This is a genomic window from Amycolatopsis mediterranei, assembly GCF_026017845.1.
Classification (GTDB): Bacteria; Actinomycetota; Actinomycetes; order Mycobacteriales; family Pseudonocardiaceae; genus Amycolatopsis; species Amycolatopsis mediterranei.
In genome coordinates, this window is sequence record NZ_CP100416.1 from 5,944,110 (window position 1) to 5,968,328 (window position 24,219).

22 protein-coding genes and 1 tRNA gene are annotated in these 24,219 nt (G+C 73.0%); 10 read left to right on the forward strand and 13 right to left on the reverse strand.

Annotated features, from left to right (window positions below; all coding sequences use genetic code 11):
• Positions 1-5: 5 nt before the first annotated feature.
• Positions 6-1,913: a S53 family peptidase gene (locus ISP_RS26565; RefSeq protein WP_230468360.1), complete on the forward strand. Its 1,908-nt coding sequence runs from the start codon at positions 6-8 to the stop codon at positions 1,911-1,913.
• Here the strand turns inward: ISP_RS26565 and ISP_RS26570 are convergent.
• The 3 genes from ISP_RS26570 to ISP_RS26580 are packed head-to-tail and all read right to left on the reverse strand — an operon-like array spanning position 1,910 to position 3,973.
• A complete protein-coding gene (locus ISP_RS26570) occupies positions 1,910-2,257 on the reverse strand; it encodes a ClpX C4-type zinc finger protein (RefSeq protein ID WP_013226927.1) in 348 nt (115 codons plus the stop codon). The genes ISP_RS26565 and ISP_RS26570 overlap by 4 nt on opposite strands.
• A 25-nt stretch (positions 2,258-2,282) precedes the next feature.
• Positions 2,283-2,669 carry a hypothetical protein gene (locus tag ISP_RS26575; RefSeq protein ID WP_014467207.1) on the reverse strand — a complete coding sequence of 129 codons (387 nt, stop codon included), beginning with the start codon at positions 2,667-2,669 and terminating at the stop codon, positions 2,283-2,285.
• A gap of 56 nt (positions 2,670-2,725) precedes the next feature.
• Positions 2,726-3,973: a GDSL-type esterase/lipase family protein gene (locus ISP_RS26580; protein WP_014467208.1), complete on the reverse strand. Its 1,248-nt coding sequence runs from the start codon at positions 3,971-3,973 to the stop codon at positions 2,726-2,728.
• 127 nt (positions 3,974-4,100) lie between these two features.
• Here ISP_RS26580 and ISP_RS26585 point away from each other — a divergent pair, with 127 nt between their 5' ends.
• Entirely contained in the window at positions 4,101-4,343 is a 243-nt protein-coding gene (locus ISP_RS26585; protein ID WP_230468361.1) for a hypothetical protein, read from the forward strand.
• Here ISP_RS26585 and ISP_RS26590 read toward each other — a convergent pair.
• The 3 genes from ISP_RS26590 to ISP_RS26600 form a co-directional block, all read right to left on the reverse strand.
• Positions 4,340-5,137: a GH25 family lysozyme gene (locus ISP_RS26590; protein ID WP_013226931.1), complete on the reverse strand. Its 798-nt coding sequence runs from the start codon at positions 5,135-5,137 to the stop codon at positions 4,340-4,342. The two genes, ISP_RS26585 and ISP_RS26590, sit on opposite strands and share 4 nt — an antisense overlap.
• 93 nt (positions 5,138-5,230) lie before the next feature.
• The gene (locus tag ISP_RS26595) at positions 5,231-6,664 is read right to left on the reverse strand and encodes a radical SAM protein (protein WP_013226932.1); all 1,434 of its coding nucleotides are present in this window, start codon (positions 6,662-6,664) and stop codon (positions 5,231-5,233) included.
• Entirely contained in the window at positions 6,664-9,243 is a 2,580-nt protein-coding gene (locus ISP_RS26600) for a glycosyltransferase (protein ID WP_230468362.1), read from the reverse strand. Before ISP_RS26600 ends, ISP_RS26595 begins: the two co-directional genes overlap by 1 nt.
• A 366-nt stretch (positions 9,244-9,609) precedes the next feature.
• On the opposite strand from ISP_RS26600, the gene ISP_RS26605 reads away from it, so the two are divergent.
• Both ISP_RS26605 and ISP_RS26610 read left to right on the forward strand, forming a co-directional pair.
• On the forward strand, positions 9,610-9,852 hold the full coding sequence (locus ISP_RS26605) for a hypothetical protein (RefSeq protein ID WP_230468363.1): 243 nt from the start codon (positions 9,610-9,612) through the stop codon (positions 9,850-9,852).
• 143 nt (positions 9,853-9,995) lie between these two features.
• Positions 9,996-13,643: a family 78 glycoside hydrolase catalytic domain gene (locus tag ISP_RS26610; protein ID WP_013226935.1), complete on the forward strand. Its 3,648-nt coding sequence runs from the start codon at positions 9,996-9,998 to the stop codon at positions 13,641-13,643.
• 5 nt (positions 13,644-13,648) lie between these two features.
• On the opposite strand, the gene ISP_RS26615 is transcribed toward ISP_RS26610, so the two are convergent.
• Both ISP_RS26615 and ISP_RS26620 read right to left on the reverse strand, forming a co-directional pair.
• Positions 13,649-14,956 (reverse strand): cytochrome P450, encoded by a 1,308-nt coding sequence (locus ISP_RS26615; RefSeq protein ID WP_013226936.1) that lies wholly within the window; start codon positions 14,954-14,956, stop codon positions 13,649-13,651.
• 38 nt (positions 14,957-14,994) lie between these two features.
• On the reverse strand, positions 14,995-15,330 hold the full coding sequence (locus ISP_RS26620; protein WP_230468949.1) for a hypothetical protein: 336 nt from the start codon (positions 15,328-15,330) through the stop codon (positions 14,995-14,997).
• A gap of 191 nt (positions 15,331-15,521) precedes the next feature.
• On the opposite strand from ISP_RS26620, the gene ISP_RS26625 reads away from it, so the two are divergent.
• Positions 15,522-16,787: a cation:proton antiporter domain-containing protein gene (locus ISP_RS26625; RefSeq protein WP_013226938.1), complete on the forward strand. Its 1,266-nt coding sequence runs from the start codon at positions 15,522-15,524 to the stop codon at positions 16,785-16,787.
• A gap of 87 nt (positions 16,788-16,874) precedes the next feature.
• Entirely contained in the window at positions 16,875-17,057 is a 183-nt protein-coding gene (locus ISP_RS26630; RefSeq protein ID WP_013226939.1) for a CsbD family protein, read from the forward strand.
• A 75-nt stretch (positions 17,058-17,132) separates the two neighbouring features.
• Here ISP_RS26630 and ISP_RS26635 read toward each other — a convergent pair whose 3' ends face one another.
• Positions 17,133-17,906, reverse strand: coding sequence for an SDR family NAD(P)-dependent oxidoreductase (locus ISP_RS26635; protein WP_013226940.1), 774 nt, complete (start codon positions 17,904-17,906; stop codon positions 17,133-17,135).
• Between the two features lie 126 nt (positions 17,907-18,032).
• Between ISP_RS26635 and ISP_RS26640 the strand changes: the two genes are divergently transcribed.
• Positions 18,033-18,884, forward strand: coding sequence for a helix-turn-helix transcriptional regulator (locus ISP_RS26640; protein ID WP_014467209.1), 852 nt, complete (start codon positions 18,033-18,035; stop codon positions 18,882-18,884).
• Here ISP_RS26640 and selB read toward each other — a convergent pair.
• The 3 genes from selB to ISP_RS26655 all read right to left on the reverse strand — a co-directional run bounded on the left by selB (position 18,881) and on the right by ISP_RS26655 (position 21,973).
• On the reverse strand, positions 18,881-20,605 hold the full coding sequence (gene selB, locus ISP_RS26645; RefSeq protein WP_013226942.1) for a selenocysteine-specific translation elongation factor: 1,725 nt from the start codon (positions 20,603-20,605) through the stop codon (positions 18,881-18,883). The two genes, ISP_RS26640 and selB, sit on opposite strands and share 4 nt — an antisense overlap.
• Entirely contained in the window at positions 20,596-21,879 is a 1,284-nt protein-coding gene (gene selA / locus ISP_RS26650) for an L-seryl-tRNA(Sec) selenium transferase (RefSeq protein WP_013226943.1), read from the reverse strand. The genes selB and selA overlap by 10 nt, the downstream gene beginning before the upstream one ends.
• Positions 21,879-21,973 (reverse strand) — tRNA-Sec (locus ISP_RS26655). The genes selA and ISP_RS26655 overlap by 1 nt, the downstream gene beginning before the upstream one ends.
• 54 nt (positions 21,974-22,027) lie before the next feature.
• On the opposite strand from ISP_RS26655, the gene selD reads away from it, so the two are divergent.
• Together selD and ISP_RS26665 are read left to right on the forward strand one after the other, a co-directional pair.
• A complete protein-coding gene (gene selD, locus ISP_RS26660) occupies positions 22,028-23,020 on the forward strand; it encodes a selenide, water dikinase SelD (protein WP_013226944.1) in 993 nt (330 codons plus the stop codon).
• A gap of 58 nt (positions 23,021-23,078) precedes the next feature.
• Positions 23,079-23,291 carry a DUF2795 domain-containing protein gene (locus ISP_RS26665; protein WP_013226945.1) on the forward strand — a complete coding sequence of 71 codons (213 nt, stop codon included), beginning with the start codon at positions 23,079-23,081 and terminating at the stop codon, positions 23,289-23,291.
• 3 nt (positions 23,292-23,294) lie between these two features.
• Here the strand turns inward: ISP_RS26665 and ISP_RS26670 are convergent, their stop codons facing one another.
• Complete coding sequence (locus ISP_RS26670) at positions 23,295-23,585, reverse strand: hypothetical protein (RefSeq protein WP_013226946.1); 291 nt, start codon at positions 23,583-23,585, stop codon at positions 23,295-23,297.
• 53 nt (positions 23,586-23,638) lie between these two features.
• Between ISP_RS26670 and ISP_RS26675 the strand changes: the two genes are divergently transcribed.
• Positions 23,639-24,205, forward strand: a complete 567-nt coding sequence (locus ISP_RS26675) for a cysteine hydrolase family protein (RefSeq protein WP_013226947.1) — start codon at positions 23,639-23,641, stop codon at positions 24,203-24,205.
• Positions 24,206-24,219 lie beyond the last annotated feature (14 nt).

The following is a 24,219-nucleotide window of genomic DNA, read 5'->3' on the forward strand; positions in this document are numbered from 1 at the left end:
AGCCGGTGCGAAGCCGACGACAGAGCAAGGCCTTGCTGGTCAGCGTCCTGATCGCGGCCGTGATCCTGCCCGCCGCGCCGGCGTTCGCGGCCACGCCGGAGCGGGTACCGGTTCGCTGGCTGGAGGGCACCCGATCCACCCACGTGGTCCACGACGGGACCGACACCGGGCCGGCCGATCCGGCGGCCCCGGTCACCGCCCAGGTGTTCCTCGCGGGCGACTCCCGCAGCTTGGCCGCCTACGCACGCGCGGTGTCGGACCCGCGTGATCCCCGCTACGGCCACTACCTGACCCCCGAGCAGACCCGCGCCCGCTTCGGGCCGGCGCAGCGCCGCATCGACGCGGTCAGCGCGTGGCTGCGCGGCACCGGCCTGTCGATCGTCAGCGCCGACTCGCGGGCCGTCGTCGCCCAGGGCACGCTCGCGCAGGCGGGCGAGGCGTTCGGCACCCGCTTCCGCACCTACACCCTTTACGGCATCCCGTTCCGGGCGGCGGTGGATCCGGTCACCGTGCCCGCGGCGGTCGGCCAGGACGTCCTGACCGTCACCGGACTCACCGTCGCGACCGGGACCGGCCGCCCGCCGGGTCCGCCTCCCGGAAGCGGGTCCCGCAAGGCCCCCCGCGCCGCCGCCCGGGCGACGGTGCCCACCAGCCCCTGCCCGGACCACTACGGCGACACCCCGGCCACCGACCTCCCGCCCGCCTACGGGCATCCCGCGCAATGGGCGCCGTGCGGGTACACGCCGCGCCAGGTGCGCGACGCCTACGGGATCACCGGGACCGGCCTCACCGGCAAGGGCGTGACGATCGGGATCATCAGCATCGGCAACGAAATCAACACCCTGCCCGACGCCAACCGCTTCGCGACCGAGCACGGCGAGCCGCCGTTCGCCCCCGGCCAGTTCACCGCCTACATCCCGGCCGACGCCCGGCCCGAGGAGGCCAGCGGCGAGTTCGCCATGGACGTCCAGGCCGCCCACGCGATCGCCCCCGAGGCGAACATCGCCTTCGTGGTGGGTTCCCGTGCCCGCTACGGCGACGACGTGCTGGACTCGATCGTCCAGATCGTCGACCGGCACCTCGCCGACGTCGTGTCCGGCTCGGTCACCGTCGGCGCCACCCCCGGCGAGGCCCCGGACGCCATCGGGGCGTACGAACGCGCGTTCCAGGAAGCCGCGGTCGAGGGCATCACGGTCACCTTCGCCAGCGGCGACTCCGGCGGCGGCGGCATCGTCGACTACCCGCCGTCCAGCCCGTGGGTGACCGCGGTGGGCGGCACCACGCTGGCGATCGGGCCCGGCAACTCCTACCGGTGGGAAATCGGCTGGGCGACCGACGAAGTGCCGCTGTCCGGCGACGGCAGCTCGTGGGAGGCGGCGCCGCCCGGCTACCAGGGCAAGGCCTCCGGCGGCGGGACCAGCACCGTGTTCCCGCAGCCGTTCTACCAGCGCGGCGTCGTGCCCGCGTCGTTCGCCGGGTCCCCGGCGATGCGCACGCTGCCCGACGTCGCCGCCCTGGCGGACCCCGACTTGTGCCTGCTCATCGGCGAAACCGAGTACAACGTCGACGACAGCCTGTCCTACAAGGTGGGCAACGGGGGCGGCACGAGCCTGTCCTCGCCGGCCTTCGCCGGGGTCGAGGCCCTCCTGGTCCAGGCACACGGTCCCCTCGGCTTCGCGAACCCGGCTTTGTACGCCCGGCCTCTGTCGGCTTACCACGCCATCGACGGCAATCCCGCCGGGACGCCGGACACGGTGGCGTTCGCGGTCGAGAAGTACGGGTTCGTCGACCTGATCACGCCCGGGCAATACGCGGACGCGAACCTGGTCTACGCACCGGGCTACAACACGGTCACCGGCCTGGGCTCCCCCACCCGGGCACTGATCGAGTCCTTCCGGCGGCACCGGCCCTAGGCGAACCGCTCCCAAGCCGACTGGCGGGTCATGCCCAGTGCCTCGCCGATCTGGGACCACGTGCCGCCCAAGGCGCGGGCCTTGCCCACCCAGGCCGCCAGGTTGTCCTGGACCTGGGTGCTCGCCGCCGAGACCGGGCGCAGGTTCGAGAGCACTTGCTCCAGGGGCAGGTCGTGCTCCCACGGCGCGATGAGCGGCACGTCCGCCGGCTTGCCTTCGATCACCGACACGCACAGCTGCACGCACCCGTCGCAGATGAACACGCCCGGGCCGGCGACCAGCGTGTCCACTTCCGTGTTGGGCTTCGAACAGAACGAGCAGCGCGCGAACACCGCAGCACTCATCAGGCCTCCCTTGTCAGGCGCGACCTTACAGTCGTAAGGGAGCTCCTGACAAGAGAAAGGCCGCCGTCCACTCGGACAGCTCTGTCAGCCGGCCGGTCAGCTCCTCGATCTCCGCCCAGCGACGGTGTTCGCGCTCCAGGTCCGGCACCAGGAAGTCCTCCACCAGCAGCAGGAGCGTCGCCATTTCGTAGGCGACGTCGGCGAGCTGGAGGAACGGCCGGTACTGCGCCTCCGTGCCCGCCCCGTGCCGCGCGGCCCAGTCGCGGGCGCCGTGGCCGGCGGTGCGGCACACCGCCTCCACCGTGCGCCGCAGGTCGGCGCGGCGGGAGCCGGGTGGTCCTTCGGTCAGCGGGGCGACGTTCCAGGCCACCGACAGCAGGCAGCACCCGGCGTCGTCCATCGACTCGTTCATCACCGGACGTACTCTGCTGACCGGCACGCACAGTGCCGCCGTTCCGACTCGCCGGCTCACCCCATCGTGTGACCGGCCGGCCCGGATCGGGTGAGCATCGGCACCGAGACGAAGTCCGCGAGTGCCTGCTGGCCGGCGGCGTTCGCGTGGATGCCGTCCCCGTTGTCGTAGGCCGGCCGGATGCTGTTCGGTTTCAGGGGATCGGCCAGCACCGTGTCGAAGTCGACGACGCCGGAACACGTTCCGCCGCAGGTGTTCCAGCGCTCGACGAACAGCGCGATCTCGTGCCGGGCCAGGTTCGCCTGGTCGCCGTACCCCGGCCTCGGCGTGCTCGGCGTGACGTACACCGAGATCCCGGCCGCTCGCAGCCGCGCGAACACCGAACGGTAGCTGTCGAGGATCGTCGCCGCGTCGCAGCCGTACGCCAGGTCGTTGGTTCCGTAGTAGTAGAGGACGGCCGTGACGCCGTGCAGCGCCAGGACGTCCCGGTCCAGCCGGCTCGCCGCATCCAGGCCCGCGACCGAGGGCGGCATCCCCGGGCACGAGCGGGCGCTCGTCGTGCCGGAGACGCCGGCGTTGGCCACGGCGAGCGGCGCGGACGAGGTGACGATCCGCCGCGCCAGGTCGTCGGTCCACCGGCGGTTCGTGCCGGGCTCGGTGCAGCCGGAGCCACAATTGGTGCTGCCGATGCCGTCGACGACCGAGCTGCCGAACGGGACGACGACGCCCCGCAAAGCCGCGTTGTGCACGTCGACGGCGCTGACGACGTACGTGGCGCCCACCGTGGCCGTGAAGGCGTCGCCCGAAGCGTCGCCGGCGTGGTCGCCCGAGCCCGGCGGCGTCAGGTAGTTGTCGCGCAACGCCGCGCCGTGGCGGCCGGGCACGGCGGTCCCGTCGACCGCCATGCTCACCGCGAGGTCGGAGTCCGGGCGCGTCGCGAGCCGCGTCTCGTCGCTCCAGACCTCGCCACCCGCCGGGATCGTGACGGCGGGCCGCCCGAAGAAGGTCAGGTCACGGACCCCGGTGACGGCGGCGCCGCCCGCGCTCGGCCCGGCGGTGGCGTGCCCGATGGTCAGCGGCCCGGTGCCGAAGGTGTTCTGGAACCGGACGCGCACCGCGTCGCCGCCCTGGCTGAGGTGGGTGATCATCCGCAGCGACTGGCCGGTGACCGCCGTGTCGGCCCGGCCGTCCTGGGACTGCGCCCACGACGTGAACCACGTCCGGCCGGCCCCGGCGGCGCCCGGAGCGGAGACGACGGCGGCCGCGGCCACGGACACCGCGGCGAGGACGGCGAACCTGCGCACGGCGCCTCCCGAGTCCACAAAGGACGTACGACGAAGTACTGCCTGCCGATCGTAAGCAGCCGGTCACGGAAGCGACAAGGTTTTGTCCGATCTTGTCAGCGGCGGCGGTCTCCGGTTCGATGGCGGCATGACCGAACCCCGCATCTTCGGCGATCCGTACGAAACCCCGGACGGGACGACGGTGGTGCCGGTCCACCGGCCGGTCGGCGTGTTCGCGGTCCGCGACGGCCAGGCCCAGTGGGCACCGGCGGTCGACGCCACCCGCGTCGCCCTGCTGGGCGTGGGCATCGGACTGGTCGCCGCCACCCTCGCCGGGATCGCCATGGTGCACCGGCCGCCGTGGCCGGACCTGCGCGCACGCCGGCGCTAGCCCTTCGCCAGCGCCTGCACCCGGCCGAGCGGGCCGTTGTAGTAGTTCTGGTCCCCCGGCAGGCTGCCGGCGCGGGCGAACTGCCAGATGCTCTGCTTCTCCCACCCGGCCGGCAGTTCCCCGACGTCCGGGCCGTAGCGCGCCAGCCACAGCGGATCGGTGTTCCCGAAGCGGGCCGTGTTGCCCGTGCACTGCTTCCACCAGGCCGTGCTCGTGTAGATCAACGCACTGCGCTTGACCTTCGCCAGGTACGTGCGGGTGAAGTCCGCGATCCACGCCGTCAGGTCGGCCGGGTTCTTGCCGTAGCAGACGTCGCCGTACGGGTTGTACTCGATGTCGAGCGCGCCGGGCAGCGTGGTGCCGTCCGCGCGCCAGCCGCCGCCGTTGGCGATGAAGTACTCCGCCTGCTCGGCGCCGCCCGAGACGTCCGGGCGGGCGAAGTGGTAGGCGCCGCGGATGATGCCCGCCGCGTGCGCGCCGTCGTACTGCTGCCCGAACTGCGGGTTGACGAACCCGGTGCCCTCGGTCGCCTTGACGTAGGTGAACTTCGCCCCGGCGCCGGCCGCGGCGGCCCAGTCGACCGGGCCCTGGTGCCCGCTGACGTCGTGCCCGAGCGTCTGCCCGGGCGGGTCGGCCCGCGGAGTGCCCTGGACGCCTTCGTGACGGGCGATCTGGGTTCCCGCGTAGTTCGTGTCGGCCAGGGCATAGCCGGCTCGGGCGGGCGTCGCGACCACCACCGCCGCGAACACCGCCAGCGCGGTCGCACCCGCCAGCCCCGCCACGGTTCGGTTCATCCGGGCTCCGATCTCGGTAGCAGCAGGTCCGAAATCCATGCTGCCCGCCGTGCCCGGTCCCCGCGAGGCTTGTGTCACCCGATGCAGTGATCTTCAGAGTTCGGTGGTGATGATCGCCTCGACGAGCACTTCCCCGGCCGGGGTGAGCTCGACGACGCCCGGCCGCAACCGGACGAGGCCACGCGAAGCCAGCGAGCGGAACTTGCCCAGCCACGGTTCCGCGAACAGCGACCGCCCGGGGAACCGGGCGGAGTGCAGGGAATCCCGCAGCGGCTGCAACGTCGTCAGCGCCATCTTGACGGCCCGGGCCGCCTGCGCCTCGGGCGTGAACCGCGTCGCCGACCCCAGCGGGATCCGGCCGGAGAGCACGGTTTCGGGGTAGCGGCGGGAGTTCACGTCGGTGATCGCCTCGGACGCGCGGCAGCTCGAGCTGCCGCCCAGCCCGATCGCGACTTCGGCCTCCTGCTTGTCCTGGTCGACCATGATGGACTTCCACTTCTCCGGCCCGAGGCCGTCGCGCGCGAAGTACATCGTCGGGTGCTCGGTGTACCCGGCCGCGCGCAGCCCCTCGGTGAGCAGTTCCCGCATCTGGTACTGCTCGCCGAGCGTGGGCCAGCGGTGCCCGTCGCGCACCAGCTTGTCCCGGTAGGACGGCAGCTGCCACGCCGCCGGCTTCTCCCCGGTGACGCCGGTGCGGGTGTCGCTGTAGGACGCCAGGTGCAGCTTCGTGCACACCACCGCCGTGACTTCGTTCTCCAGCACGACGTCCAGGTCGCGGCGGACGCTGTCGAGCGTCTGGTCGAGCAGGCCGTACATGAGGTCGATGCTCACCCACTCGAAGCCGGCCGCCGTCGCGTTGCGGACGAAGTCGACGCACATCTGCGCGGTGTGCTCGCGGCCGCACAGCTCGAGCACGTGGTCGTCGAACGACTGGACACCGCTGGAAAGCTTGGTGCAGCCCAGTTCCCGCAGCAGCTCGAGCTTGGCCGGGGTGAACGTGCTCGGGTCGCCTTCGAAGCGGATCGTCGTGCGGTCGGTGAACCCGAAGTGCGCGCGGTAGAACTCCAGCAGGCGGCGGATTTCCGGCTCCGGCAGCAGCGACGGCGTGCCGCCGAAGACGTTGAACTCCCCCACCTCGGCCCCCGCCAGATGCGGCACGGCGTCGAGCCACAGCCGCGCCTCGGCGATGTTGAGGTCGACCCAGTCCGCCGCCTTCTCGATCTTGCCCTTGACCAGCACCACCGGGTACTGGCAGAACCGGCAGCGGTAGGCGCACGTGGGGATGTAGGACCACAGGTGGATCGGCCCGGACGGCGAAGCCAGCTGCGCGTCCAGGTCGCGCAGGAACTCCGCCGGCGAGCCGGGCACGTTGCCGGGGAACACGTGCGCCCCGAACGGGTCCTCCTGCACGAAGTCGAGCAGGTGCCGGTTCTCGGGCGCTTCGAGGACGTCGAGCACGGCGGGCCGCGGCCACGCCGGGTCGATCGCGTGCAGCGAGCCGACCGCTTCTTCATAACCCAGGCTCATCAGAACACCCCTCCGTTGCCGAAGTAGTTGTGGGCTTCTCCCGATTCGCGGTCCTCGCAGTAGTAGCGGACGAATTCCGCGAACCGTTCGGCCGGCACTTCCGCCAGGCACGGCGGCAGCGGCGGCGGGTGGCCGATGTCCGCGCCGACGTGCCGCCGCAGGCAGGCGAACAGTTCGTCGGCGAACTCGAAGTACAGCCGGTAGGACGGCGTCTTGTAGGCGTGGATCGGGGTGAAGTCGACGACCCGCATCTCGTGCCGGAGCTCACTGATCCGCCGGGCCAGCCGCGCGGCGAGATCGGGTCCGAAGAACGCGATGACGGCGTCGTCCTCCAGCAGCGCGGGCGTCAGGAGCACCGGCAGGATGGTGTTCTTCGGGGTGAAGTCCTTGATCGAGAACTCCCAGGCCTGCTGTGCCTCGGCTTCGGTGAGGTCGGCCGTCGCCGAAGGCGCCGACGGCCGGATGTCGCGCATGACGATGATGCCGTCCGAGCCGTAGGCCCGGCCGGCGATGACCTCGTCGATGGCGTGGTCGACGCGCCGTGGGTTGATCTCGACGCGCGAGCGCGGCGCGTAGGTGATCGCGTCGCCGCCGCTGGCGACCTTGATCCCGAAGTCCCAGTCGTCGGAGAGGTGGTTGACGAACTTGCCGTCCTGCAGCTGGTAGAAGATCTCGATGCCGCCGGCGCGCTCGTAGGCGTCGCGCTCGACCGCGAAGCCCTTGCCGTCGGGGAAGCCGCCGAAGAGCGCGAAGGTGACGGCGCGGCACCGCAGCGTCCGCTGGATCGCGTCCCACAGCCGTGGCCGCCCGGTGAAGTGCCCGGCGTTGTAGTAGTAGTCGCAGACGCCGATGGCGGCCTTGCTCGACTCCATCGCGGCGAACAGCTCGCTCAGCCAGTGCGGGTCGACCCGGCAGTCCGCGTCGGCGGAGACGAGGTAGAACCGCTCCCCCGGGTCGCTGTCGGGCCGGTTCCGGCTGCGGGCCGCGGCGAAGTCCATCCCCGCGCGCCGGGCGCACGAGACGCCCTGCTCGGGTTCGTGGATGACGTGCAGGGCCAGGTCCGGGTGCGCCGCCGCGAAGGCGTGCGCGATGGCCACGGTGTCGTCGGTGGAGTTGTTGTCGACGAGCACGACCTCGTACCGGCCCTTGTCCAGGGGCGCGTCGCCGTCGCGCTGGTCGTGCAGCGTCCGCAGCACTTCCGGGAGGTTCGCGGCCTCGTTGTACACCGGCAGCACGACGCTCAGCCGCGTCGCCGCGCCCATCGGCGGCGGGTACAGCCGGTCCACCAGGTCGTCGACGACGCGCGCGCCGAACCGCGCCTGCCCGAGTTCCGAGTTCACCCGCACCACTTCCGCCCGTTTCCCTTCGTCGGTGATCAGCTCGGCGACTTCCCGCGCGAACGCCGCGTCCGGCAGGTCGCGGGCCCGGATGTCCAGCACCGGCGCCCGGAAGCTGCCGTAGACGACGTCGTAGAGCTCGTATCCGCTGGTGATGTACGGCGTCCCGGACGCGATGGCCTCGCTGATCGGGTTGCCGTAGCTCTCGTAGTCGTAAGAGGTCAGGAACGACACGATCGTCGCGTGCGCGAGGAGGTCGCGCACGGAGTACCGGCCGGGAACGGCTGTGTCGTACGGGGTCAGCCAGCCGCCGAACACGACGCGCTCGCGCACCCCCAGGAGGTCTGCGAGGTCGACGAGCCGGGCGTGTTCGGTGGGCGTCTCGCCGACATCGCCGGCGACGAACAGCCACACGTCCGGCAGCAGGGCCAGCAGGTGCAGGTCCCGGTCGATGCGCTTCTGCGGGATGATCCGGGTGATCCGGGCCAGCAGCGGGACGCCTTCGGGAATCCCGTGGTCGCGCCGGAAAGCCGCGTTGCGGTCGTCGATGCGCGCGGGAGCGATGGCGAAACTGTTGGGCAGGACGTCGATGTTCGCCAGCTCCGGGACCCACTCCAGGGTCCGCGCCTTCGCCTGCTCGTGCAGCGCGAAGTAGTGGATGTGCGGGGAGTTGCGCGGCGCGGGGACGCCGGGGTACGGGAACGTGCCGTACTTGGCGATGCCGGGTTCGCTCTGCCACATCAGGTCGTGGTCGCGCCAGAAGACGAACCGGCCGAGCCGGTGGCGGGCGCCGTAGCGGCCGATGGCGGTGTACAACGCCTCGGTGTAGGCCAGGTTTTCCGGCAGGGTCCCGTTCTCGACCATCACGACGGTCACGCCGAGGCGTTCCCAGGTGGCCACGATCCGGTCCGCCAGCTCGCCGGCGACGCGATCGATCTCGGGCCGCAGCGCGTCGTCGCCGCCCTGCACGACTTCGCTCAGCACCCGCTCGACGAACTCGCGGTCGTAGCCGCGGATCCGCTCGACGCCTTCGACGCGGTCGAGCGTGACCCAGTCCGGCAGCAGCCGGGCCTCGTCGCGGTAGGGGCGGAAGAACGCGCCCTTGTCGGCCTTGATGTCGTACCCGAGGTCCAGGTGGACGCGGTGCCCGCGCGCGGCGAAGCGGTGCGCCGTCTTGAGGAACTCGACCACGACCCCGGACAGCGGAGTGGCGTCGAAGGACACGCCCCAGAGCACTGACATCGATGTCAAACCCCCGTATCGGCCTCGCCGTGGCTTCCAGCGTAAGCGCCGGGGCGCCGAACGGCCGGGTGAGCGCTTTCGTGGTTGACCGCGGCCGCCCGCAGCCTCCACAGTGACCGCATGAACCGGGCCCTCGGGGAAGCACCCGAGTACCCCACGCGGCTTCCGTGGTCCCACCACCCCGAAGCCGGATTGTGACGACGGACGGTAGCGCCGCGTCAAGGCGGGAAAGCGTGCCTTGACCCGGCACCACCGTCCGCGTGCCGGCTTCGGATCGGGGTGGCGGGGGAGGTCTGGGTGGTCGGTTCGCGTACTGAAGCGTCGGTTGGCGAGCCGACCGTCTGAGTACGTGACCCGACTGTCTGGGTGCGCGGGCCGACTGGCTGGGTACCCGACTTGGCCGACCGGGTGCGCCGCGGAAGCGGGTCGGGCGTCGGCGAGGTCGCCACCGCGCGCTGGACGGCGAAGGTGCTGGAGCTGCCCACCGACGGCGTCGTCTTCGAAGGCCAGGCGTGGCCGTGGCTGCCGACGGCGCTGGTGGTGCTGGGTGTCGCGTCGGTCGTCGTGGTCGTCCGGACGCAGCGGAACCGGCGACCTGAAACGATTTAGAAAAGCCGGGAAAACGGTAGCCTGCGGGCAGCAGGCCTACCAGCGGCGTATTGCCAATGCGTGAGCTTCTCATTACAGTCACCTACCACGCCTGGTTGAAACGTTCTAATCCCTCGTTCGTCCCCGCCGCAAGGGAGCCCTGCATGCTGCCCTCGAAGCTCTGGCGCGCCACCACCACGACCCTCGCCGCGATCCTGGCCCTGTCGGCCGCCGCGGTTCCCCCGGCCGGCGCCGCGCCGCCTCCCGCGCTGGCCGGCGCGCACTGGATCTGGTATCCGGACGGCCACGCCGCGGCCACCGGGACCCGGTACTTCCGCACGACGTTCACCGTCCCGGCCGGCGCGGTCACCGACGCCCGGCTCGTCCTCACCGGCGACGACACCGCCGACGTCTGGCTCAACGGCACCCCGCTCGCGTCCTCGGCCCGCACCCGGGACTCGTGGCGCACGGCGCTGCCGGTGGACCTGCGGCCCGCGCTCACTCCCGGCGTCAACACCCTCGCCGTCGCCGTCCGCAACGCCGGCGGCCCGGCCGGCCTGCTCGGCCGGCTGCGGGTCACGACCGCGGCCGGCCGCACCGACCTGGCCACCGGGACCGGCTGGAAGAGCGCGTCGACCGTGCCGGAGGGCTGGGAACAGCCCGGGTTCGCGGACGGGACGTGGGCGGCCGCCGCGGATCTCGGCGCCTACGGCACCGGGCCGTGGGGCACCGGCGTCTCCATCCCGAACCAGGCCGAAGCGTCACCGCTGTCGGTCGCGAGCGCCACGGTCGCGAACCGCGTCAACCCGCTGGGCGTCGATCCGGCGCAGCCGCGGTTCGGCTGGAAGCTGACGTCCTCCGGGCCGCAGCAGCGGCAGTCGGCGTACCAGATCGTCGTGTCCGCCGGCGGGCACGACCTCTGGGACAGCGGCCGCGTCACGTCCGCACAGCAGGCCGACATCGCCTACGGCGGCCCGGCGCTCGCCTCGCTGACCGCCTACACCTGGCGCGTCCGCGTGTGGGACGCTCAGGGCCGGACGAGCGGCTGGAACCCGGTGCAGCGCTTCGAAACCGCGCTGCGGGCCCCGGCGACCGAGTGGACCGGCGCGTTCCTCGGCCGCGCCACGGCCGGCCCGGACCTCGCCGGGGCGAGCTGGATCTGGTACCCCGAAGGCGATCCGCTCGGCGGCGTACCGCCGTCCACCCGCTTCTTCCGCAAGACCCTGGACCTGGCCGCGGCCCCGGCGAAGGCCACCTTGGTCGTGACCGGGGACGACACCGCGACCGTCTGGGTCAACGGCACCCGCGTCAGCGACTCGCCGCGGGTCGCCGACTCGTGGAAGACGGCCGCGGTCGTCGAAGTCGGCAACCTGCTGACGGCCGGGACGAACACCATCGCGGTCAGCACCGAGAACACCACGCAGAGCCCGGCCGGGACGATCGCGAAGCTGACCGTCCAAGGTGGACCGCCGGTGGTCACCGACGGCACGTGGAAGGCGAGCCAGAGCGGCCCGGACGGCTGGCAGCAGCGCGCCTTCGACGACAGTGCCTGGCCCGCGGCGCGGGCGCTGACCGCCTACGGCACCGGGCCGTGGGGCGCGAACGTCGCCGTCAGCGCCCCCGCTCCCCTGCTGCGCAAGAGCTTCACCGTCACCAAGCGGGTCGCCAGTGCGCGGCTGCTGACGACCGCGCTCGGGCTGCAGGAGACCCACCTCAACGGCGTCAAGGTCGGCTCGGAGGTGCTCGCACCCGGCTGGACCGACTACGCGAAACGCGTGCAGTACCGGGTTTCCGACGTCACCGGGCAGATCCGCGCCGGGGAGAACGTGCTGGGCGCCATGGTCGGCAACGGCTGGTACTCCGGGAGCGTCGGCATCGCGGGAAGCCAGAAGTACGGGACCGAACCGTGGTACTCGGCGCAATTGCGACTGACGTTCACCGACGGCACGAGCACCACGATCGCGACCGACGGCACGTGGAAGGCCGGCGACGGCCCGATCCGCGCCGACGACCTCTACCAGGGCGAAACCTACGACGCCCGGCTCGCGGCGGCCGGCTGGGACCGGCCCGGCTTCGACGACCGCGCCTGGGCAGCACCCCGCGTGCGCGGCGACGCCAAGCCGAACCTGGTGCCCCAGGTGGACAACGGCGTCACCGTGCAGCAGGAGTTCAAGCCCGTCTCCTGGACCCAGCCGAAGCCCGGCGTGTGGGTGGCCGACCTCGGGCAGAACTTCAGCGGCTGGAACCGGCTTTCGGTAACCGGCCCGGCCGGCACCACGGTCACCGTGCGGCACGCCGAAGTGCTCAACCCGGACGGCACGATCTACACGGCCAACCTCCGCGCGGCCCAGGCCACCGACCGGTTCACCCTGGCGGGCACCGGCGGCGCCGAGACGTACGAACCGCGGTTCACCGTGCACGGCTACCGGTACGTCGAGCTGACCGGCCTGCCCTCGGCGCCGACGGCGTCGACCCTGACCGGCCGGGCGATGTGGACGTCCGGCGCGCAGACCGGCACCTTCACGACGTCGAACACGCTGGTGAACCAGATGCAGCACAACATCCTGTGGGGTGAGCGCTCCAACATGCTGTCGGTGCCGAGCGACTGCCCGCAGCGCGACGAGCGGCTCGGCTGGACCGGCGACATCGGGATCTTCGCCGGGACGTCGACGTTCAACCTCGACGTCGCGAACTTCCTCGGCAAGTTCAGCGACGACCTCGTCGACGCGCAGCACGACGACGGGTCGTTCACCGACGTCGCGCCGGGGGTGCTGGGCGGCTCGGGCACGGCAGGCTGGGGCGACGCGGGCGTCATCGTGCCCTACACGCTGTGGCAGCGGTACGGCGACACCGGCGTGATCAACGAGCACTTCGACGCGATGGTCCGGTGGGTCGAGTACCTGCGTTCGACCTCCGGCGCCGACCTGATCCGCGACCACCAGACCTACGGGGACTGGCTCAACGTCAACGACGAGACCCCGCACGACCTGGTCTCGACGGCGTTCGTCGCGTGGTCGGCGCGGTTGCTGTCCCGGATGGCCGCGGCCACCGGGCACACCGCCGAAGCGGCGAAGTACGGGACGCTCGCCGACCAGGTCGGCGTCGCGTTCACCAACCGGTTCGTGGCGGCGGACGGCACGGTCGGGTCGAACACGCAGACCGGGTACGTGCTGGCGCTGGCGTTCGGGCTGCTCCCGGCCGACCGCGTCCAGCCGGCGGCCGACAAACTCGCGGCTCGCGTGGCCGCCGCCGGCGGGCACCTGAGCGTCGGGTTCCTCGGCGTGGAGAACCTGTTGCCGGTACTGGCGGCGCACGGCCACGCCGACGTCGCCTACCGGGTGCTGCTGCAGCCGGACTTCCCCGGCTGGGGCTTCATGATCGGGCACGGCGCGACGACGATCTGGGAGCGCTGGGACGGCATCAAGCCGGACGGCTCGTTCAACGACCCCGGGATGAACTCGTTCAACCACTACGGTCTCGGCTCGGTGGGCGACTTCCTGTACCGCTCGGTGGGCGGGCTGGCCCCGGCGTCCCCGGGCTACGCGTCGCTGCGGATCGCCCCCGTCCCGGGTGGCGGCTTGACCTCGGCGAAGTCGGCGTACGACACACCGTACGGCGGCGCGGTCAGCGACTGGTCGATCGCGAACGGGAAGCTGACGCTGCGGGTGACGGTCCCGGCCGGCTCCTCGGCGACGGTGGTGGTGCCGACGTCCCGGCCGGCGGGGATCACCGCGCCGCCCGAGGCGGTGCCTTCGGCGGCGGGGACGTACTTCGTGCCGTCGGGCTCGTACGTGTTCACCGCTCCGGCGTGACCGGCTCAGCCGACCAGGTCGAGCTTCAGGTGGAAGTTGTCCAGGGTCGCCGGCAAGGGGCGGTCCGGGGACAGGACCGGTCCCGAAGCCTGCTCGAACCGGTGGTGGCGCAGCAGGTTCGCCAGCATCGTGCTCGCGCAGAACAGCACCAGGTCGCGGCCCGGGCAGATCGCCGGGCCCGCGCTGAACGGGACCAGGGCCGGGTTCTCCGCCGCGCGGCCGTCGAGCCAGAGGTCCGGCTCGAACCGGTCGGCGTAGGGCAGGTCCGGGTCGCGGTGGAAGAACGGCGTGAAGATCAGCACCGTCGTCCCCGCCGGACCCCAGGACGTCTCCTCCGTCGTCTCGCGCAGGATCATCGGCGTGGTCGGCCACAGCCGGACCGCGTCCAGCACGCACGCGCGCAGGTAACTCAGCTGAGCCGGCTCGGTGTCCCCGGTGTCCCCGAGGTCCGCGCGGGCCCGCTCCTGCTCCGCCGGGTGGCTCGCCAGCAGGGCCAGCGTCCGGTACGTCGCCATCCCCGCCGCGTCGAACGCGAACAGCCAGTGCGCCACCTGATCGGGCGCGGTGTCCTCGCCGACCGCGGCGATCACGGCGGCGAGGCTGCCCGGCTCGGCCCGGTTCAGGTGCTCGGTCAGGCGGCGCCGGAACTCCTCGCGCAGTTGCTTGCGCTTCGGGTGCAGGTACGCCCAGTTCGCGTCGAGCCGCAGGCGTTCGAGCTGGTCGGTCAGCGTCGTGTCGTCGCGGGCGCCCGAGCCGAGCACGACGCGCCGGACCAGCCGCCACCAGGCGACGTTGAACGTGTCCCAGTCGAGCGAACCCTCGCTCGGCAGGACGGCCGCCTCTTCGGCGATCGCGTGGGCGAACGGCGTCGCGAGCTCGTGCAGCGGACGGCCGGTGTCGAGCACGGACTCGGTGAACCGGCGGCGGCCGGGACGGTCGGCCGCGTCCGAAATCAGGACGCCGTGCGGCTGGAAGTGCCCCAGCGCGGCCCGTTTCTCCACTGTGGACGGACTGAACGGCGTCGGCGCGCCGGCGAGCAGCCGCTTCACGTCCGCGCCGGACAGCGCCAGTTCCACCGACCGGCCGGGGACGCGCAGCTTCAGCGCCCGGCCGTGGTGGCGGTCGCGCAGCCGGCGCAGCAACCGCACGGCCGGGCGGTCGAACTGCAGCTTGCCGGCCAGCGCCATCGCCGCGGGACGGCGTTTCATGACCCCGCCGGCCAGGGTGGGCAGCGCCACCTCCAACGCGACACGCAGGGTTTCGGCGACCGAAGCGGCCTCCGGTCGGGTGCGGTGTTCCCGAGTGGACGTCATGGGCCCCGGCTACCCGCGGTGGCCGAGCCGGAAACGCCTCAGCCGCGCAGGGCGACGTTCAGCACATCGCCGGCGTGGTCGAGGCAGTCCACGCAGATCACCGCGTCCCGGGCCGCGCAGTCCACGCGCAGCAGCGGACGCCGGAGCCCGAGGAACGTCCGGCGCTCGCGGCGGCCGCAGAACTCGCAGACCGCGGCCAGCGGCGACGTCACCGCGGCCAGCACGTCACCCGCGCCGCTCTCCCGGTCCGCGCCGTCGCGCACCACGCGCAGGCCGGCGCGGACGCAGTCCACGCAGATCGGCCCGTTCCGGCCGGGCACCCGGGGGTCGCGCCGCCTGCCGCAGAACCGGCACGGACTGCCCGCCCCGTTCATCGCCGTCACCGCGGCCTCCTCGGTTTCGCCGCTCGCACGCCGGGAATCCGGGTCGCGGCGCGCCTCTTCCCGCCACGCTACCCGGCTCCCGGGGGCCTGGCCGATCACGGTGCGCCCCGGTGGAACCCGGCATCACGCTCGACCGGGTCTCCTGGCCGCGGTGGTGCGGGACGAGCGGCAGGAGGAGACCTTTGGCGTCGTTGACGGTGTTGTTCGGAGTGGCGGGCCTACTCGCGCTCGCGGCGGCGATCGTGCCCAAGCTGGTCGCCGACCGGCCGTTCTCGGTGCCGCTGGTGATGCTCCTGGCCGGGATCGTGCTCGGGCTGCTCCCGCTGCCCGCCCCCTACGGCAACGGCTGGGGCGACCCGGCCGCCCACCTGCACAGCGTGGAATCCTTCGCCCAGCTGGGCATTCTGGTCGCGCTCGCCGGAGCGGGGCTGTCGGTCGACCGGCCGTTCGGCCTGCGCCGGTGGGGGTCCACCTGGCGGCTGCTCGCGATCACCATGCCGGTGTCGATCCTCGCGATCGCCGTGCTCGGGCACTGGTGGCTCGCGCTCGCGCCCGGCGTCGCGCTGCTGCTGGCCGCGGCGCTGGCCCCGACCGACCCGGTGCTGGCCGGCGACATCGGCGTCCCGCACCCCGACGTCGAGCCGGAACTGGCCAGGGACAACGAGATCCGGTTCACGCTGACGACGGAAGCCGGGCTCAACGACGGCCTCACCATGCCGTTCGTCCTCCTCGGCCTGGCCCTGGCCGGTGGCGAGGCCCGCTGGGACCTGTCCTGGGTGCTGGTGGACCTGCTGCTGCCCCTGGTGGTCGGGGTGGTGGCCGGCCTGGTCACCGGGCGGCTGCTCGGCTGGGCGATCTTCCGGACGCCGTCGGACCGGCTGCGGCTGGCCGAGTACGCCGACGGGCTGGTCCTGCTCGCGCTGGCGTTCGTGCCCTACGCGCTGGCCGAAGCCGCCCACGGCAACGGGTTCGTCGCCGTCTTCGTCGCGGCGGTCGCGGTGCGCACGCAGGAGCGGGAGCACGAGTACCACGGCGTGCTGCACGCCTTCGGCCACCAGCTGGAACGGCTGTTCGTCCCGCTCGCCCTGCTGGGGCTGGGCCTGGCGATCGGCGACGGCCTGCTGCGCGGGCTGCAGCCCCTCGAAGTGGTGATCGCCGTCGTCGCGGTGCTGGTGGTGCGGCCGGTGGTGGGCTGGCTTTCCCTGCTCGGCGCGCCGTCGCCGGGACGGCCCGCCGCCGCGGCGATCGCGTTCTTCGGCGTGCGCGGCATCGGCACGCTCTACTACCTGGCCTACACGCTCAACCGGCTCCCCGTGCCGCAGCAGGACGTGCTGTGGCGGGTCGGCGCGCTCGCCGTCGCGGTGTCGGTCATCGTGCACGGCGTCCTCGCGGAGCCGGCGATCCAGCGGATCGAGCGGATGGGCGGCCATTTGCCCGCCGATGTGTAGTCGCGCGCAGAGTGGGTATCAGTCTGTCAAGGCCCTTTTGGCGACTGGCCGATCCGGAAATGTCGCCGTGACGGAAGGTGCACCCTGATGAACGACAAGCTGGAAAACAAGGGCGAAGAGCTCAAGGGCCGGGCCAAGGAAGCCGTCGGCGACGCCACCGACAACGAGCAGTGGCAGGCCGAAGGCAAGTCCGAGCAGGCCAAGGGCTCGCTCAAGCAGGCCGGCGAGAAGATCAAGGACGCCGTGAAGGGTGTCACGGACAAGAAGTGACGCGTTTCTCCGCTGCCGCACTCCGAAACCGGGGTGCGGCAGCGGGCTCATGTCCGGGGGATTTCTTGGCGGGATTCAGCGGTAGCGGGAAGCGAGTTCCGGGCGCTGCCCGCCGAAGGCGGCCAGGTCGGCTTTGAAGACGGCCTCGAGCAGGCCGGTGTCCTCGATACCCGGAGCGGTGACGACTTCCCGGAGTTCGAAGCCGCGCAGGGACGCGGTGACGACGTCGGCGGCGGACATGCGCGGCACCGCGCTCAGGTCGAGCCCCTGGCGCTCGTGGAACTCGGTGGCGACGACGCCAGGGCACAGCACCTGCACCCCGACACCGGTGCCCTCGAGCTCGGCGTTCAGGGTCTGCGACAGCGCGACGAGATACGCCAGGGCGCCTGCGTAGACCGCGCGCCGGGGCATGACGGAGGAGTCGGCAGGGCCGCTGAAGGCGATCATCCCGGCCACGTTGACGATCCTCCCCTCGCCGCGTTCCTGCATGCCCGCAACCGCGGCGCGGGTGAGCATGGTGGGCGCGGCGACCTTGACGTGGACCAGCTCGGCGGCCTTGTCGGCGGGCAGCTGCGCCAGCGGCATGTAGTGCGCCACACCGGCGTTGTTGACGAGCATGGTCAGCGGCTCGGCGGCGCAGAGCGCGGCAACGGCCTCGACGCCGTCGTCGGTGGACAGATCGGCGACCACCGTGCGCACCTTGACGTCCGGGTGGGCGGCGGCGAACTCCGCGAGGCGGTCCTCGCGGCGGCCGGTGACGATCAGGTCGTAACCGTCGGCGGCGAGGCGTTCGGCGAAGGCCCGGCCGATGCCGGAGGTGGCGCCGGTGACGAGGGCGAGCTGGTTCATGGATTCCGTTCCTTCCGGGGATGCTGCCACCAGCATCGGCCCGGACCGCGGCGGCCGGAAGTGGTCCGGTTTTCCTGGGACCGGCGGTACCAGGACAACCGGCCGGCGGGCTTGCACAATCGAGGTATGGCGAACACCGGACTCGGCACCGCCCTGCGCCACTGGCGCGACCGCGTCTCACCCCAGGCCGCCGGCCTGCCCGCGGGCAGCCGCCGTCGCGCCGCGGGGTTGCGCCGCGAGGAACTGGCCCAGCTGGCCGGCATCTCCGCCGACTACGTCATCCGGCTCGAACAGGGCCGCGCCACCAGCCCCTCGGCCCAGGTCGTCGAAGCACTGGCCCGCGCCCTGCGCCTCACCCACGACGAACGGACGCACCTGTTCCGGCTGGCCGGCCTGGCACCCCCGGGCCCCGGCACGGTCCCGCGGCACATCACCCCCGGCGTCCACCGCATGCTGGACCGGCTCGCCGGCACCCCCGTCGCCGTCTTCGACGCGGCGTGGAACCAGCTGCTCGCCAACCCGCTTTACACGGCCCTGATGGGCGAATGGCACGGCAGCGACCTCAACGGCGTCCGGCGCAATTTCCTCAGCCCGGACAGCCGGGTGCGCGACACGCCGGGATCCCGGGACGCCCTGCAGGCGGCGCTGGTCGCCGACCTGCGCCGCACCGCCGGCCGCTACCCCGAAGACCGGGACCTCCGCGCGCTCATCACCGACCTCCGGCGGCTCAGCACCCGCTTCGCCGAACTGTGGGACTCGGGTGCCGTGGGGCACCACGAGTCCGCCCGCAAGACCATCGACCACCCGGACGTCGGCACGCTGACCCTGGATTGCGACGTCCTCAGCGTCGCGGGCAGCGACCTGCGCCTGATGGTCTACACCGCCGAACCCGGCAGCGAGGAGGCAGACCGCTTGGCGCTGCTGGATGTCCTCGGGACGCAGTCGCTCGGGGTCGAAGAGCACCCTCGCCGGAGCTAACCCGTCGTGCGGCGGGTGCCGTCGCCGAGGAGTTCGGTGCGCCCGGCGGCGTCCAGGCGTTCCAGCAGCGGAATCATCACCCTGCGCGTGCTGTCGAGAGCCTTGCGCGCCTCCGAAACCGTGAACGGCTGGGGCAGCCGGCGCAGCTGCTCGACCGCTCGCTCCGCCACGTCCGGGCCGAGCACGACGCCCTCGGCGAGCGCCGTCAACCGGCCGAGGCGGACCGCCGCCGCCAGTTCGCGGCGGCCGAGGCCCAGTGCGCGCAGCTCGTCCGCCTCGGGCGCGCGGAACGGGTGCTCCGCGAGCTGTTTCGCCACCACTTCGAGGGCCTTCTCGACGGCGGGAGCGAGCCCGGCGCCGGGACGGCGGACCAGCCCGCCCGCCACCTCGAAGCCGGTGCCCCGCAGCACCGGGACGACCAGCTCCGGGGCGGGCAGCCCGAGCCGCTGCCGCAACGCCTCCACCGGTACACCCGCGGCCGTGCTGTCCCACGCGCCCACGATCTCGGCCGCCTGCGTGCGCGACGCCGCGAGCCGCTCCTCGTCCGCGCACCACTCGCCCAGCCGCTCCCCCGTCGAGCGCAGGCCCATCGCCGTGAAGTCCCCGGCGCGCACGAAACCCTTGCGGCGCAGGTAAACCCGGGCGAGGTCGGGGTCGGCCAGCTCGCGGCCGCGGGCGCGCGCCGCGCCGCGGCGGGACAGGGCGGGCGGATCGACGTCGAGGACGTCGAACCCGGCGGCGATCCGGTGCTCGCCGGGATCGCGCACCAGCCCGCGGTCGCCGGTGCGCAGCGGCAGCGCGGTGGCCGTGGTGAGCCGCGCGGTGTCCGTCCCGAGTGGACGGACCCGCACCGGCACCGCCGCCGTGCCCAGGTGCAGCACCAGTTCGCGGTGCAGGTCCGCGGCGGCCGCGCCGCGCAGCCGGACGTCGAACTCGGCCGTGGTGCGCCAGCGGCCCGGCGTGAGCAGGACGTCGCCGCGGCGGACGTCGCCCCGCGCGGTGCCGCGCAGGTTCACCGCGACCCTGGCCACGGCGCTGATCCGGTCGTAGGGTTCGCCGAGGGCCTGCAGGGCGCGGACCTTCACCCGCGCCGGCCCCAGCAGGAACTCGTCGCCGGCGGCGATCGTGCCGGCGGCCAGCGTGCCCGTGACGACGGTGCCGGCCCCCGAGACCGTGAAGGCCCGGTCGATCCACAGCCGCACGTCGGCGGCCGGATCGGGCGTCGGCAGCTCGGCGGTGAGCTCCCCGATGGCCGTGCGCAGGCCGTCCAGGCCCGCACCGGTGGTGCCGCTGACGGCGACGCTCGGGATGGCCCCCAGCGATGTCGCGGCGATCTCCCGCAGCGCGGCGGCCGTCGCCGCGGCCGGGTCGGCGCGATCGGCCTTGGTGACGACCAAGAGGCCGCGGCGGACGCCGAACGCGTCCAGGGCCGCGAGGTGCTCGGCCGACTGCGGCATCCAGCCCTCGTCCGCGGCGACGACGAACAGCACCGCCGGGGCCGGCCCGGCGCCGGCGAGCATGTTCGGCACGAACCGCTCGTGGCCCGGCACATCCACGAACGCGACGTCCTCGGCGCCGATCCGGGTCCACGCGAAGCCGAGGTCGATGGTGAGGCCGCGGCGGCGTTCCTCGGCCCAGCGGTCCGGTTCCATCCCGGTCAGCCGCCGCACGAGCGTGGACTTCCCGTGGTCGACGTGCCCGGCGGTGACGATCACCCGCATCGGCGGACGGCTTCCCGCAGCTCGGCGTCCTCTTCCAGGCGCACGGTCCGCAGGTCGAGCAGGCAGCGGTCCTTGACGACCCGGCCGGCCACGGCGGGCTCGCCCGTGCGCAGCGCGGCCGCGTACCGGGCGGGCAGGCTCACCGCGACGCTGGGCAGTTCGACGCCCGGCGCTCCCCCGCCGCCGACGGCCGCCACCGACGCGACCACCTGGGCATCGACGCCCTCGATGGCCTTGACCAGCGCTTCGGCTCGTTCCCGCAAGCTCGCGACGGACACGTCGAGCGCGGCCCGCACCGGGGGTTCCGGCCCGCGCAGCGTCGCTTCGAGGGCGGCGAGGGTGAGCTTGTCGACGCGCAGGGCCCGCGCGGCCGGGTGCCGCCGCAGCCGTTCGACGACGTCCGCGTCGCCGAGCAGCACGCCGGCCTGCGGTCCGCCGAGCAGCTTGTCCCCGCTCGCGGTGACGATCGTGGCGCCCGCCCGCAGCGCGCTCGCCGCGTCCGGTTCGTCCGGCAGGAGCGGGTGCGGGGCCAGCAGCCCCGAGCCGATGTCGGCGACCAGCGGCACGCCGAGGCCGGCCAGCTCGCCCATCGCCGCTTCCGCGGTGAACCCGGTGACGCGGTAGTTCGACGGGTGCACCTTGAGCACGAACCCGGTGTCCGGGCCGATCGCCGCGGCGTAGTCCCGGACCGATGTCCGGTTCGTGGTCCCGACCTCGCGCAGCCGCGCGCCGGCCGATTCCAGCAGGTCCGGGATCCGGAAGCCGTCGCCGATCTCGACCAGTTCGCCCCGGCTGACGACGATCTCCCGGCCCGGCGCCAGCGCGAGCGCGCAGAGCAGCAGGGCGGCCGCGTTGTTGTTGACCACGTGCACCGCACCGGCGTCCGGCACGGCCGCTCGCAGCGCCGCGAGGGCGCCGCGGCCGCGCCGGGCCCGCTCGCCGGTCGCGAGGTCGAATTCGACGTCGGTGGCGCCAGCGGCCGCGACGAGGGCGTCGCGCGCGGCCGCCGACAGCGGGGCGCGGCCGAGGTTGGTGTGCACGACGACGCCGGTCGCGTTGATCACCGGCCGCAGCGACGAGGCGCTCGCCGGGAGCCGGGCCAGCACGGTGTCGACGACGTCGCCGGGGCCGATCTCCCCCGCCCGCACCGCCTGCTGGACGTCGTTGACCACCGCTTTGACCAGGTCCCGCCCGAGCGACCCGGCGGCCTTGGCGATCCGGGGCTCGGCCAGGACCGCGTCGGTCCGCGGGATCGCGCGGCGCGGGTCAGGCATGGCGGAGGCGGACGGGAATCGAACCCGCCAGCGGCAGAACCTGCCGTTCGACGGTTTTGAAGACCGCGCCGGTCACCAGGCCGGATACGCCTCCCTGCACCATGGGGGCCATCCTGCCAAGTTCGCGCCCGGCGGGCACGATGAACCGGTGGGTTACCGACTGACGCAGTACGCGCACGGTGGCGGGTGCGCGTGCAAGATCCCGCCCGGCGAACTCGAAGCGGCCGTGGCCGGCCTGACCGGCGCCGTACCCGTCGATCCCCCGGGCGAGCTGCTCGTCGGCCTCGACACCGGCGACGACGCGGCCGCGGTCCGGATCTCCAGCGACACCGCCCTGATCGCCACCACGGACTTCTTCACCCCGGTCGTCGACGACGCCTACGACTGGGGCCGGATCGCCGCGGCCAACGCGCTGTCCGACGTCTACGCCATGGGCGGCACACCGGTGGTGGCGCTGAACCTGCTCGGCTGGCCGCGGGAGACGCTGCCGTTCGAGCTGGCCGCCGAGGTCCTGCGCGGCGGCCTCGACGTCTGCGCCGAGGCGGGGTGTCACCTGGCCGGCGGGCACAGCATCGACGACCCGGAGCCGAAGTACGGGCTCGCGGTGACCGGCATCGCGGACCCCGCGCGGCTGCTGCGCAACGACGCGGGCCGGGCCGGCGTGCCGCTGACGTTGACCAAGCCGCTCGGCATCGGCGTGCTCAATTCGCGGCACAAGGCCACCGGCGAACGGTTCCCGCAGGCCATCGACGCGATGACGACGCTGAACGCGCCCGCGGCCCGGGCCGCGCTGGCCGCCGGGGCCGTGTGCGCCACCGACGTGACGGGGTTCGGCCTGCTGGGGCACCTGCACAAGCTGGCGCGCGCGAGCGGTGTCACGGCCCGGGTGGACCCCGCGGCGGTGCCGTACCTCGAGGGCGCGCGGGAGGCGCTGCGCGACGGGTACGTCAGCGGCGGCACGCGCCGGAACCTCGACTGGGTCCGCCCGCACGCCGACCTGTCCCGCATCTCGCCCGACGAGGCGTTGCTGCTGGCCGACGCGCAGACGTCCGGTGGCCTGCTGGTCGCCGGGGAACTGCCGGGCCACCCGGTGATCGGGTTCCTGGAACCGCGCTCGGAGCACACGATCGTCGTAGGCTGAGTTTCCTTCGCCGCTGCCCCGGGTACGCCGGGTCAGGAGAACGATCAGGAGGTGTGCGATGCCCGATCCGGACCGGACCAGCCTCGAGCAGCACCTGTCCGAGACGGAGTACCCCTGCGGCCGCGACGAGCTCCTGCGCCGGGCGGCCGCGGCGGGCGGCGGCGACTCGGTGCTGGGCTCGCTCGGCGGGCTGTCGGACAGCGACCGGTACGACAACTTCGACGCGGTGTGGGCGGCGGTGTCCGCCAAGCACATCGGCGGGGCGCCTTAGGCCTTAGGTCAGCCGCTCCACGGCGTCCCGGGCCTCCCTGAGGTCGGCGCCGGTGCGGTCGCGGTAGGCCTTGATCGCCTGGATCTTCTTGCCCTGCCGCAGCAACGCGGTCACCTCCGCGAGTTCCGGCTCCTCGGTGGACACGCCGAGCCGCTCGGCGATCGCGTCGAGCTTCCGCTCCACCCGCGCGAGGCGGCGGTCGACCCGGCCGAGCTTGCGGTCCGTGGAGGACGACGCCAGCCCGACGACCGCGACCAGCAGGACGACACCGAGCAAGAGCATTCCGTAGTCCATGCGGGGCATGCTACTTCGCGGAAATTGTCGGTACCGGTGGCTAGGGTGGCGCCATGACCACACTGACCGGCCGTCCGCACACCGCCCTGCTCGTCGTCGACGTGCAGAACGGCGTGATGGAGACGGCACACGAGCGCGAACCCGTCCTGGCCAACATCATCACGCTGGTGGACCGCGCCCGCGCCGCCGGCACCGAGGTGGTGTGGGTGCAGCACACCAGCGAGGAGCTGCCGCGCGGGAGCCGGCCGTGGGAGTACGTCCCGGAGCTGGTGCGCGCGGAGGCGGAACCGCTGGTGCACAAGGAGTACGGGGACTCGTTCGAGGACACCGACCTCGAGGAGGTGCTGGCGGCCCGGGGCGTGGGATCGCTGGTGGTGGCCGGAGCCCAGACGGACGCGTGCATCCGCTCGACGTTGCACGGGGCGCTGGCCCGGGGTTATGACGTGACGCTGGTGGCGGACGCGCACACGACGGAGGACCTGACGGCTTATGGGGCGCCGCCGCCGGGGCAGGTCATCGCACACACGAACCTGTATTGGAAGTACCAGACCGCGCCGGGGCGGACGGCCGGGACGCTGGAGACGGCCGAGGTGGAGTTCGGGGTGAAGGCACCGGCCTGAGAGGTGGCCGGGGT

Excerpts from the sequence above, each read along its gene's own strand:
- ISP_RS26570 (WP_013226927.1), bottom strand. The coding sequence starts at position 2,257 with ATGAGTGCTGCGGTGTTCGCGCGCTGCTCGTTCTGTTCGAAGCCCAAC.
- ISP_RS26575 (WP_014467207.1), bottom strand. The coding sequence starts at position 2,669 with ATGAACGAGTCGATGGACGACGCCGGGTGCTGCCTGCTGTCGGTGGCC.
- ISP_RS26585 (WP_230468361.1), top strand. The coding sequence starts at position 4,101 with ATGACCGAACCCCGCATCTTCGGCGATCCGTACGAAACCCCGGACGGG.
- ISP_RS26590 (WP_013226931.1), bottom strand. The coding sequence starts at position 5,137 with ATGAACCGAACCGTGGCGGGGCTGGCGGGTGCGACCGCGCTGGCGGTG.
- ISP_RS26595 (WP_013226932.1), bottom strand. The coding sequence starts at position 6,664 with ATGAGCCTGGGTTATGAAGAAGCGGTCGGCTCGCTGCACGCGATCGAC.
- ISP_RS26600 (WP_230468362.1), bottom strand. The coding sequence starts at position 9,243 with ATGTCAGTGCTCTGGGGCGTGTCCTTCGACGCCACTCCGCTGTCCGGG.
- ISP_RS26610 (WP_013226935.1), top strand. The coding sequence starts at position 9,996 with ATGCTGCCCTCGAAGCTCTGGCGCGCCACCACCACGACCCTCGCCGCG.
- ISP_RS26615 (WP_013226936.1), bottom strand. The coding sequence starts at position 14,956 with ATGACGTCCACTCGGGAACACCGCACCCGACCGGAGGCCGCTTCGGTC.
- ISP_RS26620 (WP_230468949.1), bottom strand. The coding sequence starts at position 15,330 with ATGAACGGGGCGGGCAGTCCGTGCCGGTTCTGCGGCAGGCGGCGCGAC.
- ISP_RS26630 (WP_013226939.1), top strand. The coding sequence starts at position 16,875 with ATGAACGACAAGCTGGAAAACAAGGGCGAAGAGCTCAAGGGCCGGGCC.
- ISP_RS26635 (WP_013226940.1), bottom strand. The coding sequence starts at position 17,906 with ATGAACCAGCTCGCCCTCGTCACCGGCGCCACCTCCGGCATCGGCCGG.
- ISP_RS26640 (WP_014467209.1), top strand. The coding sequence starts at position 18,033 with ATGGCGAACACCGGACTCGGCACCGCCCTGCGCCACTGGCGCGACCGC.
- selB (WP_013226942.1), bottom strand. The coding sequence starts at position 20,605 with ATGCGGGTGATCGTCACCGCCGGGCACGTCGACCACGGGAAGTCCACG.
- selA (WP_013226943.1), bottom strand. The coding sequence starts at position 21,879 with ATGCCTGACCCGCGCCGCGCGATCCCGCGGACCGACGCGGTCCTGGCC.
- ISP_RS26665 (WP_013226945.1), top strand. The coding sequence starts at position 23,079 with ATGCCCGATCCGGACCGGACCAGCCTCGAGCAGCACCTGTCCGAGACG.
- ISP_RS26670 (WP_013226946.1), bottom strand. The coding sequence starts at position 23,585 with ATGGACTACGGAATGCTCTTGCTCGGTGTCGTCCTGCTGGTCGCGGTC.
- ISP_RS26675 (WP_013226947.1), top strand. The coding sequence starts at position 23,639 with ATGACCACACTGACCGGCCGTCCGCACACCGCCCTGCTCGTCGTCGAC.